Consider the following 14,485-nt stretch of genomic DNA (forward strand, 5'->3'; position numbering starts at 1 on the left):
TCGCGACGAAAAAGGCACTTATTCCAGGTCTAAAGTCAGATCGTAAATTTCCAGAGTTGCGATCGCTTCCAGCGGGCGCTCTGCGCCATCGGCTACGGCGGGGCGTAAAACAAGTTTATAAACCAGGAGAATGATCGTGAACCAATATCACAGATTCTTTAGAAGGCTGCAAGTCCTGTTAGTGGGTATTCTTTTCTCCACGCTTTTATTCATTGCTCCCGTTCATGCAGTTAGCTCTGCTGCGGTATCTCCTGAAAGATTGAATCAGCTTGATACTAGTCTTCAGCAGGAGATTGAAAAGGAGAGGCAACAGGCAACAGCTGAGGCTGAAAGTAAACTGGATCGAGAAGCGATCGCCGCAATCGAAGAAACTAAAAAAGCGATCGCTGCCATTGAGCACGGAAAGACTCAAGAAGCAATTGCTGCCCTAGAACGAGCAACTGGAAAAATTGACATTCTAGTAGCACAATACCCTAAACTAGCTCTAATTCCGGTGGCGGCTCAGGTAGCGATAATCGATTTTGCCCCTCAGGATTTTAATTTGGTTGACCGAATTCGCAAACAAGTAAAGGGTGTTGCAATTGCAGAAGATTTTCCGGCGGCTCGCGAACTGTTGAACAACCTGATAAGCGAGATTCGCACAGCAATCGTCAATCTGCCATTAGAGAGATATCCAGATGCAACAAAGCAGGCAGCTCGGTTGTTGAACGAAGGCAAAATTGATGAAGCCAAAGGCGTGCTGCAACTTGCGCTCTCAACTTTAGTGGTGACAGAACAAGCTCGACCCCTGCCGCTAGTCAAAGCCCATACCGATCTAGTGACTGCGGTTACTTTAGCAGAGAAGGATCGCGACGCAGCACAGAGGTTGCTAGAAGATGCTCGTGCCCAACTCAAGTTAGCTCAAGAACTAGGATATGCCAGAGGCGATCGCGAGTATGCAGCATTTGACAAAGCAATTAAAAATCTAGAGCGGCAAGTTAAGGCACGTGAGAACACAGCAGGCGCATTTGCCAAGCTTCAAGAACAATTCTCTAGTTTCTTCAACCGAGTATCCGAAGTCGTTAAACCAGATGATTCCCCGAAAAGGGCAGAAGCCAGAAATGAAAGGGAAAAGGTTAAAGGGTAAAGGGAAATGGCACTAAGAAAAGCGTAAATCCTTGGTATTCCTGGCTTTTGGGTGTGGGGTGTAGGGTGTGGGGAATTAAGAAGATGTTGAACTCCTTGACGCAGTTGCATTCAATTATCTGAAACACTACACCCAAAACTCTACCCCCAACACCCTGCCCTGACAAGGTTTCACCTTTTCTTCGTGCCATTCGGGTAAAGGGTAAAGGCATAATAAATTACATTAATATTACTTTCTTGCCCTTTTCCCCTTACCCCTCATCTTCCTCATGCCTTTGCCCCCCATCTCGTTAATCTCAAGAGGTGTTGATGGTTGCAGCAACCGATTTCAAAGATTATTACCAAATTCTCGGTGTCAGTAAGAACGCCACTCCGGAGGATATCAAAAAAGCCTACCGGAAATTGGCACGGAAATATCACCCGGACTTAAATCCTAACGATAAGCAAGCGGAAGCGCGGTTCAAAGAAATTAACGAAGCTAATGAAGTGCTGTCCGACCCGGAAAAACGCCAGAAGTATGACCAGTATGGTCAGTACTGGCAACAGGCTGCGGCGGGTGCACCTCCACCCAGAGGGGCGGGTACACAAGGTTATGACTTTAGCCAGTATGGCAACTTTAATGATTTTATTGATGAATTGCTGGGAGGGTTAGGTCGCAATGGCGGTCGTACAAGGCAGCGCACAGCTAATTATCGTACTACAAGAAGACCAGAAGGATTCCGGGAATACGCCGACTTTGGCTATGGAGAAGACCCCTTCGGCCGCTTCACTGATGTTCCCGCACAGGATACAGAAGCGGTGATCGCTCTCACTTTTTCTGAAGCATTTCATGGTACACAGAAGCAGCTACAAATTGATGGAGAAACTATCACTGTTCGCATTCCGCCGGGAGTAAAATCGGGAAGCCGCATTCGAGTCAAAGGCAAAGGACAGATGAGTCCTTTTAGTCAGCAACGCGGCGATTTGTATCTGACAATTGAATTATTGCCCCATCCTTTCTTCAAATTTGAGGGCGACAATCTTGCTTGCGAAGTACCTGTCAGCCCAGAGGAAGCTGTACTTGGCGCACAAATAGATGTTCCTACGCCCGATGGCAAGGTAACGATGACGATTCCGGCTGGCGTGGATTCCGGCCAAGCACTCCGACTACGTGGCAAGGGCTGGCGCGATCCAAAAGGTAATCGTACCGCTTTGATCGTGCGGTTAAAAATTGTGACACCCAAAGATTTGAGTCCCCAAGAAAGAGAGTGCTATGAAAAATTGCGGCAGGTCAGTAGTTTTAATTCCCGTCAAGGCTTAACGGAGGTGCGATTATGATTTCTAACCTGAGTTTGTCTAGTGTGGTGTGGTCAGAAACAGGCGATCGCCTCTATAGTTTCGAGCAAGCCGCCTACCTCACCCAAACCTCGGTTTTATTATTAAAACGATTTGCCCGCCTGGGATTAATTGAACCTGTAGGAATCATGCTGCGCCGACAGGATATCTTTCGCGTTGTGCAGATTCAAAGGTTGCACCGCGATCTGAACTTGAATTGGGTCGGAGCAGCAATGGTGCTAGATATGGTAACTGAAATTGCCCAACTCAAGGCGCAACTGCGCGTCTACCGTGCTGAATTACAAATTCGTAATTAAGAGCGTTAACAAAATAATTTATTTCTCAGCTAAGGGGCACGATTATGCAACCAACCAATCCTGAGCAATTTACCGAAAAAGCCTGGGAAGCCCTTGTTCGTACTCCCGAAATTGCCAAGCAGTTTCAGCATCAGCAGATTGAGAGCGAACATTTGATGCTAGCGCTACTGGAACAGGAAGGACTCGCCAGTTCTATTTTCAACAAAGCCGGGGTAAATGTTCAAAAACTACACGAGCGCACTATCGACTTCATCAACCGTCAGCCCAAGGTATCGGGGGCTAGCAGTGGTTCGGTATACATCGGACACAGTTTAGAGAGGCTGCTCGATCGCGCCGAACAATACCGCAAAGAGTTTGGTGATGAATATATTTCTATTGAACATTTAATACTAGCCTTTGCCAAAGACGATCGCTTTGGTAAAGGGTTGTTTCAAGAATTTGAACTGGATGAAAAAAAACTCCGCAACATCATTCAACAGATTCGAGGGAGTCAAAAAGTGACAGATCAAAACCCGGAAGTTAAATATGAAGCGCTAGAAAAATACGGACGCGATTTAACCCAATTGGCACGTGAGGGCATACTCGACCCAGTGATTGGACGAGATGAAGAAATTCGCCGCACGATTCAAATCCTTTCTCGTCGGACTAAAAATAACCCCGTACTGATTGGTGAACCCGGTGTCGGTAAAACAGCAATTGTAGAAGGATTAGCGCAGCGCATTATCAGTGGTGATGTCCCGGAATCATTGCGCGATCGCAAACTAATAGCTTTAGACATGGGTGCGTTAATTGCCGGAGCCAAATACCGGGGAGAATTTGAAGAACGCCTGAAAGCTGTCTTAAAAGAAATCCAAGAAGCACAGGGACAAATCGTCTTGTTCATTGACGAAATTCACACTGTAGTTGGTGCGGGTGCAACGCAAGGATCGATGGATGCTAGCAACTTGCTCAAGCCGATGCTCGCTCGCGGCGAATTGCGCTGTATTGGTGCCACCACGCTAGATGAATACCGCAAGTACATTGAAAAAGATGCGGCTTTGGAACGTCGTTTTCAGCAGGTGTATGTCGATCAGCCCAGTGTGGAAGATACCATCTCAATTCTGCGCGGTTTGAAAGAGCGCTACGAGTTACACCACGGCGTGAAGATTTCTGATAGTGCGTTAGTTGCGGCAGCTACTCTGTCTGCGAGATATATTAGCGATCGCTTCCTACCCGACAAAGCTATTGATTTGGTGGATGAAGCTGCGGCTAAACTAAAAATGGAAATTACTTCTAAACCAGAAGAATTAGACGAAATCGATCGCAAAATTCTGCAACTGGAAATGGAGCGGCTGTCACTGCAAAAAGAAACAGACAGTGCTTCCAGAGAGCGGTTAGAACGGCTGGAGAGAGAACTTGCGGAGTTAAAAGAACGGCAAGTTGCTCTCAATGCTCAATGGCAGGCAGAGAAGCAAATTATCGATCGCATTCGCCAAATTAGACAAGAGATTGAGCGTGTCAATGTAGAAATTCAGCAAGCCGAACGCGATTACGACCTCAACCGGGCAGCAGAACTGAAATACAGCAAACTCACTGAGCTGCAACGACAACTAGAAGAAGCCGAAGCGCGACTAGCCCAAATCCAGACTAGCGGTAAATCTCTGTTGCGCGAAGAAGTCACCGAAGCTGACATTGCCGAAATTATCTCCAAGTGGACGGGTATTCCGTTGAGCAGACTGGTTGAATCGGAAATGCAAAAACTCTTGCATCTGGAAGAAGAGCTACATAAACGTGTGATTGGTCAGGAAGAAGCTGTAAGAGCTGTTGCTGATGCAATTCAACGTTCCCGTGCTGGGTTGGCAGACCCGAATCGTCCCATTGCCAGCTTTATTTTCTTAGGCCCGACCGGGGTGGGAAAAACAGAACTGGCAAAAGCTTTAGCGGTATATCTGTTTGATACCGAAGATGCACTGGTGCGGATCGATATGTCCGAATACATGGAGAAACACGCTGTTGCCCGTCTCATCGGTGCGCCTCCAGGTTACGTGGGCTATGAAGAAGGCGGACAACTCACCGAAGCGATTCGCCGCCGACCTTATTCTGTAATTCTGTTTGACGAAATTGAGAAAGCTCATCCTGATGTATTCAACGTCCTGCTGCAAATCCTGGATGATGGTCGCCTAACTGATTCTCAGGGACGCACAGTAGATTTTAAAAATACGATCGCGATTATGACCAGCAATATTGGTTCAATATACATTTTGGATGTGGCAGGAGACGATAGCAAGTACGAACAAATGCGCGATCGCGTCATGGAAGCAGTGCGAGAAAGTTTCCGCCCCGAATTCCTCAACCGCATTGATGAAATCATTATCTTCCATAGCTTGCGGAAGGACGAGTTGCGCGAAATTGTCAAACTACAAGTGCAGCGTTTAGAGGAGCGACTGCGCGAGCGTAAACTCTCGCTCAAAATCTCCGACCAGGCTCTCGATTGGATTGTTCAGGTCGGTTATGACCCAGTTTACGGTGCTCGTCCCCTGAAGCGGGCGATTCAGCGAGAACTAGAAACTCCGATTGCCAAAGCGATTCTACGCGGCGAGTTCCACGAAGGCGACACAATTTACGTCCATGTGGAACACGAACGACTTGTGTTGAAGCGCTTATCACCTGAACTGGTCAATGCTTAGAGGGGGCAGAGGAGCACAAGGGAGAGATAACTCTTGGAAAGACTTGGGTTAATCGCGTCTCTCTTTTAAGATTTAACAACATATCAAAACATTTTTGGAAAAGCTATGACTTCTGAAGATTTTAGAGAAACCAGAACAAATTCAGCATTGGCAATTGTCTTAGGTGTTTTGATGATTCTGCTGGGAATTGCAGCGATCGCAGAACCATTTATTGCCACTATTGCCATCACAATCGTATTCTCCTGGACTTTAATTATTGCTGGCATCGTCCGAATTGTTCATGCATTTCAATTACGTCACAAACGAGGCTTATGGACAACACTAGTAGTTGGTATTCTATACGTAATTGGTGGGATTTTGTTGATTAGCAACATCTTTGGTGCTGCACTCTCTCTCACCTTAGCTTTTGGATTTATCATTTTTATTGAGGGTGTATTGGAGGCGATTGCAGCATTTCAAATGCGTCGAGATCCAAACTGGGGTTGGGTACTATTTAGCGGGATCATGGCTATTATTCTAGGGATTTTTATTCTCTATCAATGGCCTGTCAGCGCAGTTTGGGTATTGGGAGTATTTGTAGGGATTAATTTTTTGTTGACGGGTGTTTGGATGATCATGCTTTCATTAGCTTCTCGTAGTTTTCCTGACCATAGGGCAAGAGTTTAAAGCAGTTATCAGTTATCAAAGTTTGAGTTGGTGTCTAAATCTCCAACTCAAACGTAGCACGCAATAGTGGTGAGGAACTTTGACTCCCAACTGAAAAACAGTTTACTGTTAACTATTTACTAATTTGTTGAAATAACTTTCGGTTTTATTGGTGAGCTAGTGCTGCCTTACTGAAATAAGGATAATATGATTACAACAGATAACAAGCACGCTGTTGGAGTATTTACTAACCGTAAAGCAGCGGAGCAATCAGTTAATGAATTGAAAGCCTCAAGCTTTCCAATGGAAAAAGTTGCGATTTTTGCAAAATTTGCAGATCGCATAAATCCTATTGGCGAAGTATCAGTCAGTTCGCGTATCAACAATCAAAGTGTAGATACAACTGGAGCAGTTAGTGACGCTTTAACTACAAGTTTTTGGGGAAGCGTATTAGTTGGTCTTAGCAGTTTGGTACTTCCTGGCGGTATTGGAGTAATAATTGCAGTCGGTTCGGTTGGAACAGCATTCATTATCAGTGTAGCGGGTCTTGCAGTTAGTACTATAGCCACAAATCATTTAGTAAAGGTGATAGCTAGTTTAGGTATTCCTGAAGACCGAGCTAGGCGTTATTGCGATCGCATCCAGTGCTGTGAATATTTACTAGTACTAAAAGGCAAAGATGAGGAGATTCAAAATGCTGAAGTCATTTTGAAGAAGCATAATATTAACTATTGGGGTATCTATGAGCTACCACAGGTTTAAATAAGCCTTCTTGGGTGGCCGCCGAGATACGGATACCGTTGGCGAAATATTGCTTAACAAAAAAACGGTGGATTTACCGTGTATTACTTGGAGAAGATAGATATTCCTTTCCGTGTGTTACACGGGAGAAAAAAATTAAGTTAGCTGCCTCAGTAATCAATAAACTAGAAGGAATACCTGTGGAGGCAGTATATGTGCTTACATCCTGAAGAAATTCCTCCTATTCCTGATGAAACGGTACGTGTAGCCAAAGCCGCGTTCCCCAAAGGTAATTTATATATGCGACTGCGTGATGAACTTGGAGTCTTTTATAAGGATGAAGATTTCGCATCACTGTATCCACAACGGGGTCAGCCAGCGCAAGCACCTTGGCGGTTGGCGATGATACTGGTGATGCAATATCTAGAGAATTTATCTGATAGACAAGCAACTCTTGCAGTGCAAGGGCGGATTGAGCGAAGGTGCTTCTGCGCCTTTGGTGGGTGCAGACCGTGAGAAGAGTCGGCGCGAAAAACAAACACTTGTCCAGGGCTTGTTCGAGAATGTTGCAAGGAGAATCATGGACGACAATCAAGAACGACAAGACTTCGATCTAACCGAAAGCGATGAGCAACTCAGCGCGGACGAAAAAACACTACTCGACGAACTCGGTATTGTCGGTGCTGCTCGCCGAAAATTTTTGGGGCAAAACATGGCTGCGGCACTCGGCACCTTCGCCTTCCACCTGCTGGCTAAAGAGGAGGTCTTTGCCACGCTCGCCGCTTCGCCCGACGCAGTGTTCGCTTCGACCGCTGGGGTGGAAAACGCCGTTAAGGTCTTGTTGAAAATCAACGGCTCTACTCAACGCCTGGAAGTGGATTCGCGCACGGTGCTGCTCGATGCCCTACGCGAAAGACTTGGATTGACCGGCACCAAAAAAGGGTGCGATCAAGGACAGTGCGGTGCTTGTACAGTGATCGTTGACGGACGCCGCGTGCTTTCGTGTCTGACACTTGCCGCGAGCTGCGAGGGAAAAGAGGTGACGACCATCGAAGGGCTGGCTGACGGCGACAATCTTCATCCGATGCAGGCGGCGTTCATCAAACACGACGGCTTCCAGTGCGGCTACTGCACGCCGGGGCAGATATGTTCGGCAGTGGCGCTTTTGCAGGAAGCCAAAAACGGCGAAGTGAGTCACGTCACTAACAATTTGCGGACGAGTCCCCAGAATTTAGAACTCTCTGATCAAGAAATCAGAGAACGCATGAGCGGCAACATTTGCCGTTGCGGTGCGTATCTAGGAATCGTTGCGGCAATCAGAGAAGTTCATTCCGGGCGCGAAACAGCCCAGACCTGGCATTTTGCAAGTGATGAAGAAATTGCCATTGCATTCAAGGAGGGCAAAGCCGATGAAATCGTTTAAATATTCTAGCGCAACCGACGCAGCAAGCGCCGTTGGCACCGTTTCCGCTAATCAAACGGCACAGTTTCTCGCAGGCGGGACAAATTTGATTGATTTGATGAAAGAATACGTCGAGCGTCCCAGCGAACTTGTTGACATCTCAGGTTTGAATCTGGCGGAAATTCGATCGACCTCGAACGGAATTTTGATCGGCGCGTTAGCCAAAAATACTGATACGGCTAACCATGCGCTCGTCCGGCAAAATTACCCGCTTCTGTCAATGGCGATTTTAGCTGGTGCCTCCGTACAGCTTCGCAATATGGCGACCAACGGGGGAAATTTAATGCAGCGCACCCGTTGCCAGTATTTTTACGACATCGCTATGCCGTGTAACAAACGCGAGCCTGGCAGCGGATGCGGAGCTATTCAGGGACTCAATCGCATTCATGCCATTTTTGGCTACAGCGATAAATGCGTGGCAACTTACCCAGGCGATATGGCGAATGCGCTTTATGCGCTTGACGCGGTTGTGAAGGTTCGGGGCACGAACGGGCAAGAACGCACAATCCCGATCCAGGATTTTCATCGCTTGCCGGGCGATACGCCGGAAAAAGATAACAATCTTCAGCATGGCGAATTGATCATTGCCATCGAAATGCCGAGGAATAACTTCGCCGACAAGTCTTATTACCTAAAAGTTCGCGATCGCACTTCATATGCTTTCGCACTGCTTGCCGTGGCTGCTGCTTTAGAAACAAGAGGCAACAACATCAAACAGGCACGCGTTGTTTTGGGAAGCGTCGCGCATAAACCTTGGCGTTCAGGCGAAGCGGAAAGAGTTTTGATCGGAAAACCAGCGACGGAAGAAACTTTTCGGGCTGCTGCCGAAGTGGCTTTCAAAGATGCGAAACCGCTTGAACATAACGGTTATAAAGTCGAACTCGGAAAACGCGCCATTGTTCTCGCTTTGCAGCGAGCGATGTCGGGCGGTGTTGCGTAAGTAGGGAGAATAAAAGAAATGGCAAGATACATCGGAAAAGAAATGAGCCGCGTAGACGGCATTGCAAAAGTGACGGGCAAGGCAAAATACGCCGCAGAATTTCAGGTTTCCAATCTCGCTTACGGTTTTATCGTGCTGGGAACCGTAGCAAAGGGCACGATTAAATCAATCGACACGCGTGAGGCTGAATGCGCTGCAGGCGTAATTCGCGTCTTCACGCACCTGAACACACCAAAGCTTGATCCGAAGTTTTCCATGGTGCAGGCTCCGTCGCGCGCTACCGATGAGCAAGACAAGTCGTTTCGGGCGCTCCAGTCCGACAAAATCTTCTTCAATATGCAGCCTGTGGCACTCGTCGTCGCCGAGACATACGAGCAAGCGCGTTATGCGGCACGTCTGGTCAAAGTCTCCTACAACACAGAGCCGCACACGACCGACACCGAGGCGGTGCGAGCGATCGCGCGCGTCCCCACCCAAGGGCCGCCTCCAAAGCCGCGCGGTAATCCCGAAGAGACGATGCGTACAGCGGCTGTGAAGGTAGAAGCTGAGTACCGCATTCCTATCGAACACCACAACCCCATAGAGCCGCATGCGGCCATCGCGGTCTGGCAAGGTGACAAGCTCACGGTCTTCGACAAGACGCAGGGGGTCTATGGCGTGCGCGCACATTTGGCTTCGAGCTTCGGCGTGCCCAAGGAAAACGTGAGCGTGCTTTCACCCTTCGTCGGTGGGGCTTTCGGATCGTCGCTGCGCCCGAACTATTATCCGGCGCTGACAGCGATGGCGGCCCGGGAACTCAAACGCCCAGTCAAGGTCGTCTATACGCGCACACAAATGTTCACTGGCCACGGCTATCGTCCGTACACGATTCAGAAGGTCGCGCTCGGCGCAGAGCGATCGGGAAAGCTCTCCACGATGATTCATGAAGTCGTACACAACACCTCCAACATCGATGAGTTCTCAGACGAAACCACGCTTTTCACGCGCCAGGTCTACGCCTGCCCGAACCTCTACGCGCCGCTGAAGATTACCAACACTGACCTCCCCACCCCGACCTGGATGCGTGCACCGGGGGCCGTTAGCGGTATGTTCGCGCTCGAATGCGCGATGGACGAGCTGGCCTACGCGCTCAAGATCGACCCGCTCGAACTACGGCTGATCAACTACGCCGAAGTAGACCCCGAGAGCGGCAAGCCATTTTCGAGTAAGGCGTTGCGGGAGTGCTATCGGCTCGGCGCGGAAAAATTCGGCTGGAAGAAGCGCCAGTTTGAGCCGCGCTCAATGCGCGACGGACGCCTACTCGTCGGTTGGGGTATGGCAACCAGCATCTGGGACGCTTCCCAGATGCCTGCTGCCGCCCTCATCACGCTGCGGGTGGATGGCACGGCGCAAGTTGCTAGTGCGACCAGTGACATCGGCCCCGGCACCTACACCGTGATGACCATGATCGCTGCCGAGTATCTGGGGCTGAAGTTGGAGCAGGTGAAATTTGAACTCGGCGACACGAAGTTCCCTCTGGCACCGTCCCAGGGGGGATCTTGGACGACGGCGAGCGTCGGCTCGGCCGTGCGCGGCGCGGCTCTGGCCATCGGCACGAAGTTGCTCGCACTCGCGAACCAGGAATCGAATTCTCCGCTCAAGGGGGCAGCCGCCACCGATGTCGAGATGCTCGACGGGAGACTGCGACTAAAAAGCGACCCGTCGCGTTTCGTCAACATCTCCGGAGTGATGAAGCGTAATGGTCTCACCGCAATCACGGAAACATTCGAGTCGCGTCCCTCAGAGGAGCGCGAGAAGTATGCGACGTTGGCGCACGGCGCGCAGTTCATTGAAGTGAAGGTCGATCCGGATGTGGGGACTGTCCACGTTACGCGGGTCATTGAAGTGACCGCCAGCGGCAAGATCATGAATCCGAAGGCCTCGCACAGTCAGAAAATCGGCGGCGTTGTCTGGGGCATTGGTATGGCACTGCAAGAGGCGACTGAAATCGACCATCGTTACGGGCGGATCATGAACCCGAATTTGCAGCATTACCATGTGCCGGTTAATGCCGATATTCTGGAGATCGAAACGATCTTTGTTGAGGAGGACGATAAAATCGTCAATCCGATGGGTGTTAAAGGCATGGGCGAACTCGGTATGGTCGGAATTTCGTCGGCGATCGCCAATGCGGTTTTTCACGCGACCGGCAAGCGAATCAGAGATTTGCCCATCACGCCTGACAAACTCTTGTAGAATTTGCTGCCGCAAATTTAGCGCTATTACATAGTTCCGTAAGTGAGCAATAAGTATATGAACGAGTTACAGCATATCCTGCAAGCATTTGTACATAGCCAAAAGTCAGCACAGCGTAGTGCTTTAGTAACGGTAGTACAAACAAGTGGCTCGGTTTATCGCCGACCAGGGGCGAGGATGTTACTGCTTGAAGATGGACAAATGATTAGTGCGATTAGCGGTGGCTGTTTGGAAGGTGATGTTTTTGAACGGGCGCAATCACTGATGTTTGGCGGTGGTGAACCGATAGTAGTAAGATATGACACTACATCGGATGAAGACATTGTATTTGGCTTTGGGTTGGGGTGTAATGGCGTTGTCGATGTTTTGATTGAATCTTTAGGTGATGAAACTGCTGCGAGCCAAATGTCTTTCATTCAAGATTGTTTGCAGTCTGGGCAAGTGGGAGCGATCGCTACTGTCTTTAAAATAGAGGGAGCGTCAGATATTACAGTTGGTTCTCGAATGATGCTGAAATCAGATGGCACTGTCATCAATCACGTTGCTAATATTTTCATTGCTCAAAAGATAGAAATAGACACTCACCAAGCACTGAGAAAAAAACAAACTTGCGTACAATCATATACTTTACCTCAAGGACGCGTTGATGTGTTGATTGAAGTAATTCATCCATTAGTACCACTGCTCGTATTTGGTTCTGGATATGATACGATTCCCGTGGTGCATTTGGCGAAACATCTGGGTTGGCACGTTACCGTAATTGATGATCGACCAGGGTATTTGAGGGGCGATCGCTTTCCTCAAGTTGACCAAATTCTCTGGTGCGAACTCAATGATTCCCACTCATACAAACATTTGCTGACACCGCAAACTGTAGCAGTTGTCATGACACACCGCTATCTAAGCGACCTAGCATTTCTCAAGACTCTGATTCCGTCCCAGGTGCGTTACCTGGGAGTGTTAGGACCAAAACGCCGGATGCAAAAATTGTGGGATGATCTGTCTGAAGAAAATATTATTACCACATCTGCACAAGAACAACGAATTTATAACCCTGTAGGACTAGACATTGCTGCGGAAACACCCCAAGAAATCGCCCTGTCCATCGTGGCAGAAATTCAAGCTGTAATTGGCGGACGTAGGGGTAGTTTCTTGCGCGATCGCCCAGGCTCGATCCATTCTCTCTTAGAGCAACCATGTCTAACATTGGCATTATAATTTTGGCAGCAGGCGCTTCCACAAGGCTTGGTCAGCCTAAACAGATCCTAGCTTACCAAGGTAAATCACTAATTCGACATATCACAGAGGCGGCGATTAATTCTCAGTGTCGGCCAGTTGTTGTTGTGTTGGGTGCTTACGTCGAAACTATTGAGCCGCATCTGAGAAATTTAGATATCCACATTGTTTATAATCAAAAATGGTCAACTGGTATGGCCAGTTCCATTCAATGTGGACTAAATGCTATTGGGGCGATCGCATCTGAGATTGAAGCGATCGTACTGATGTTATGCGATCAACCGTTTGTTTCCTCCGACCTGATTAATCAACTTGTTACAAGATATTAAGCTACAAATTCGATGATAGTTGCTTCGGAATACGCGGGTATCCTTGGTGTTTCTACTATATTTCACAAAACGTTATTTTCAGAACTAGCTCTTCTTCAGGATGATATCGGTGCTAGAAAAATCATTCGTCAGCATTATTCAAACTGTTCAAGCATTTATTTTGCTGAGGGAGTTATTGATGTAGATACTCCTGAGGATTATGAACAACTTCACAAGCATCATCGTTAACAACGGTCGGTTCGCTCATTTCACAAATAGAATAGCCAAATAGCAGCCTGAAAGTGTAGTCTGCAAAGGTATTCACTAATAATTGAGGCGGCTAGATAACAGTTGCAAAGTACTACATCAGAGCGAGTAGATGATCTTCCAGTGATCATTCATTGGTTGTTACAAATGCAGATCCAGTTTTTGCTAGACCTTGAATTACCAACGCCGCACGGCAATCGTCAGGGTTTGAGTTACGGTCAACTGGCAGTATTATTATTGACTTATATATTGACTCAGGCAGATCACAGACTTTGTGCAGTGGAATCATGGGTACGTCAGCATCCGTTGATACTCACACCCTTAATTAAGTGATTAACTGGATTTGATATGAAATATCTCCGTATCCCCTTTCTTTGCTTTGCGTCTCTTCCATAAAAAAGGCATTGCACTCTAACCTCACCACCCCAGTTGCTCAATAATCTGCTCGCCAAGCTGCAAGACATTGAACGGCTTCAGGATCACTCCAGCAAATTCAGAGGGGTCAAATCCTAGCGAATCGTCTGACGGGTCTGTGGCGGTAAACAAGATAACCGGAATCGACTGCGTAGTCGGATTAGTTTTCAAAGATTGCAGCATAGTCAGTCTATCTTGACCATACAGGCTCAGATCGAGCAAAATCACGTCTGGTTGCTGCGTTTCTGCCTGCATCAGTCCTGCCTGTGCAGACTCAGCTGTGAGGATTTTCCAGCTTTTGAGGCGTTCTAGCGTGAACTTGACAATGCTGCACAGGTCAGGTTCGTCATCAATCACCAGGATGCATCGATTTGTATAAGAGGACATAATACCAATTCGTTATTCGTAATGAAGGGGCGTTAGATTTAATCTGGTTTCATGCGATCCAACTTCTCTCTAAATTGATTGATGGAAAATAACAAAGTACGTTCGCGTAGCATTGCCGCTAGCATCATTATTTGAATCAATCCCTTGAGAGCTAATTTGTAAACTAAAGTAAACTACTTGTCTAGTAAGGGTTTTAGGCATTTAAGTTAATAAAGCGCTTATTCGCTGAAACTCAGACCTAGTAATGAGTTAAGTACCCTTAAGATTTTCTTTACGAATCAGCTCTAAGGGATGAAGTATCAATTACTAATTAGGAATTTCCAAGAAATAAATTATCCAATTTATTCATAATTCTATTTTTCTTACTCCCCCTGCTCCCCTGCTCCCCTGCTAACACAGTGATTGGTTATTTTTTTATTTGGAAGTCC

Annotated in this window: 16 protein-coding genes; 14 read left to right on the forward strand and 2 right to left on the reverse strand. The window is 47.7% G+C overall.

From position 1 onward, the window contains the following. Nucleotides 1–136 precede the first annotated feature (136 nt). Nucleotides 137–1,126, forward strand: a complete 990-nt coding sequence (locus G1O98_RS12775) for a YfdX family protein (RefSeq protein WP_163929164.1) — start codon at nt 137–139, stop codon at nt 1,124–1,126. Here the strand turns inward: G1O98_RS12775 and G1O98_RS12780 are convergent. After that, nucleotides 1,116–1,337, reverse strand: coding sequence for a hypothetical protein (locus G1O98_RS12780; RefSeq protein ID WP_144427525.1), 222 nt, complete (start codon nt 1,335–1,337; stop codon nt 1,116–1,118). The two genes, G1O98_RS12775 and G1O98_RS12780, sit on opposite strands and share 11 nt — an antisense overlap. A 97-nt stretch (nt 1,338–1,434) precedes the next feature. Between G1O98_RS12780 and G1O98_RS12785 the strand changes: the two genes are divergently transcribed. The 13 genes from G1O98_RS12785 to G1O98_RS12840 all read left to right on the forward strand — a co-directional run bounded on the left by G1O98_RS12785 (nt 1,435) and on the right by G1O98_RS12840 (nt 13,589). Continuing rightward, nucleotides 1,435–2,442 (forward strand): J domain-containing protein, encoded by a 1,008-nt coding sequence (locus G1O98_RS12785; RefSeq protein ID WP_163929165.1) that lies wholly within the window; start codon nt 1,435–1,437, stop codon nt 2,440–2,442. Continuing rightward, nucleotides 2,439–2,756 carry a chaperone modulator CbpM gene (locus tag G1O98_RS12790; protein WP_163929166.1) on the forward strand — a complete coding sequence of 106 codons (318 nt, stop codon included), beginning with the start codon at nt 2,439–2,441 and terminating at the stop codon, nt 2,754–2,756. Before G1O98_RS12785 ends, G1O98_RS12790 begins: the two co-directional genes overlap by 4 nt. A 44-nt stretch (nt 2,757–2,800) precedes the next feature. Then, a complete protein-coding gene (gene clpB, locus G1O98_RS12795; RefSeq protein WP_163929167.1) occupies nt 2,801–5,422 on the forward strand; it encodes an ATP-dependent chaperone ClpB in 2,622 nt (873 codons plus the stop codon). A 105-nt stretch (nt 5,423–5,527) separates the two neighbouring features. After that, nucleotides 5,528–6,088, forward strand: a complete 561-nt coding sequence (locus tag G1O98_RS12800; protein WP_163929168.1) for an HdeD family acid-resistance protein — start codon at nt 5,528–5,530, stop codon at nt 6,086–6,088. Between the two features lie 186 nt (nt 6,089–6,274). Next, nucleotides 6,275–6,829 carry a general stress protein gene (locus tag G1O98_RS12805; protein WP_163929169.1) on the forward strand — a complete coding sequence of 185 codons (555 nt, stop codon included), beginning with the start codon at nt 6,275–6,277 and terminating at the stop codon, nt 6,827–6,829. A 192-nt stretch (nt 6,830–7,021) separates the two neighbouring features. Further along, a complete protein-coding gene (locus G1O98_RS12810; protein WP_041565428.1) occupies nt 7,022–7,324 on the forward strand; it encodes a transposase in 303 nt (100 codons plus the stop codon). Nucleotides 7,325–7,388: 64 nt separating this feature from the next. Further along, entirely contained in the window at nt 7,389–8,231 is an 843-nt protein-coding gene (locus G1O98_RS12815; protein WP_163929202.1) for a 2Fe-2S iron-sulfur cluster-binding protein, read from the forward strand. After that, a complete protein-coding gene (locus tag G1O98_RS12820) occupies nt 8,218–9,210 on the forward strand; it encodes a xanthine dehydrogenase family protein subunit M (RefSeq protein ID WP_163929170.1) in 993 nt (330 codons plus the stop codon). The genes G1O98_RS12815 and G1O98_RS12820 overlap by 14 nt, the downstream gene beginning before the upstream one ends. A gap of 18 nt (nt 9,211–9,228) precedes the next feature. Then, nucleotides 9,229–11,445, forward strand: coding sequence for a xanthine dehydrogenase family protein molybdopterin-binding subunit (locus tag G1O98_RS12825; protein WP_163929171.1), 2,217 nt, complete (start codon nt 9,229–9,231; stop codon nt 11,443–11,445). Nucleotides 11,446–11,502: 57 nt separating this feature from the next. After that, complete coding sequence (locus G1O98_RS12830) at nt 11,503–12,663, forward strand: XdhC/CoxI family protein (protein ID WP_163929172.1); 1,161 nt, start codon at nt 11,503–11,505, stop codon at nt 12,661–12,663. Next, the gene (locus G1O98_RS41120; RefSeq protein WP_345940547.1) at nt 12,642–13,010 is read left to right on the forward strand and encodes a nucleotidyltransferase family protein; all 369 of its coding nucleotides are present in this window, start codon (nt 12,642–12,644) and stop codon (nt 13,008–13,010) included. The genes G1O98_RS12830 and G1O98_RS41120 overlap by 22 nt, the downstream gene beginning before the upstream one ends. A gap of 12 nt (nt 13,011–13,022) precedes the next feature. After that, nucleotides 13,023–13,238 carry a hypothetical protein gene (locus G1O98_RS41125; RefSeq protein WP_345940548.1) on the forward strand — a complete coding sequence of 72 codons (216 nt, stop codon included), beginning with the start codon at nt 13,023–13,025 and terminating at the stop codon, nt 13,236–13,238. A 165-nt stretch (nt 13,239–13,403) separates the two neighbouring features. Beyond that, nucleotides 13,404–13,589 carry a hypothetical protein gene (locus tag G1O98_RS12840; protein WP_175586655.1) on the forward strand — a complete coding sequence of 62 codons (186 nt, stop codon included), beginning with the start codon at nt 13,404–13,406 and terminating at the stop codon, nt 13,587–13,589. A gap of 84 nt (nt 13,590–13,673) precedes the next feature. On the opposite strand, the gene G1O98_RS12845 is transcribed toward G1O98_RS12840, so the two are convergent. Beyond that, on the reverse strand, nt 13,674–14,057 hold the full coding sequence (locus tag G1O98_RS12845) for a response regulator (RefSeq protein WP_163929173.1): 384 nt from the start codon (nt 14,055–14,057) through the stop codon (nt 13,674–13,676). Between the last annotated feature and the right edge of the window lie 428 nt (nt 14,058–14,485).

The sequence above is a fragment of the Nostoc sp. UIC 10630 genome, assembly GCF_010747425.1.
In the GTDB taxonomy this organism is placed as follows: Bacteria; Cyanobacteriota; Cyanobacteriia; order Cyanobacteriales; family Nostocaceae; genus Nostoc.